A 460-nucleotide genomic window follows, 5' to 3' on the forward strand; every position below is an offset into this window, starting at 1 on the left:
CACCGTCTCACTGCTGCGCTCTCACTTACCGGCATTCGGAGTTTGGCTGACGTCAGTAAGCTTTTGGGCCCCATCGGCCATCCAGTAGCTCTACCTCCGACAAGAAACACGCAACGCTGCACCTAAATGCATTTCGGAGAGAACCAGCTATCACGAAGTTTGATTGGCCTTTCACCCCTATCCACAGCTCATCCCCTCCATTTTCAACTGAAGTGGGTTCGGTCCTCCACGACGTCTTACCGTCGCTTCAACCTGGCCATGGATAGATCACTTCGCTTCGGGTCTAGGACATGCGACTGTATCGCCCTATTAAGACTCGCTTTCGCTACGGCTACCCCACACGGGTTAACCTCGCCACATGTCGCTAACTCGCAGGCTCATTCTTCAAAAGGCACGCTGTCACCCCTACAAGGAGGCTCCAACGGTTTGTAAGCAAACGGTTTCAGGTACTATTTCACTC

1 rRNA gene is annotated in these 460 nt (G+C 53.0%); it reads right to left on the reverse strand.

Features of this window, described 5'->3' with window-relative positions:
* Window positions 1-460, reverse strand: a 23S ribosomal RNA gene (locus tag SOM11_RS15045); the annotation flags it as partial.

The organism is Frigoribacterium sp. CFBP9029 (genome assembly GCF_034045305.1).
GTDB lineage: Bacteria > Actinomycetota > Actinomycetes > Actinomycetales > Microbacteriaceae > Frigoribacterium.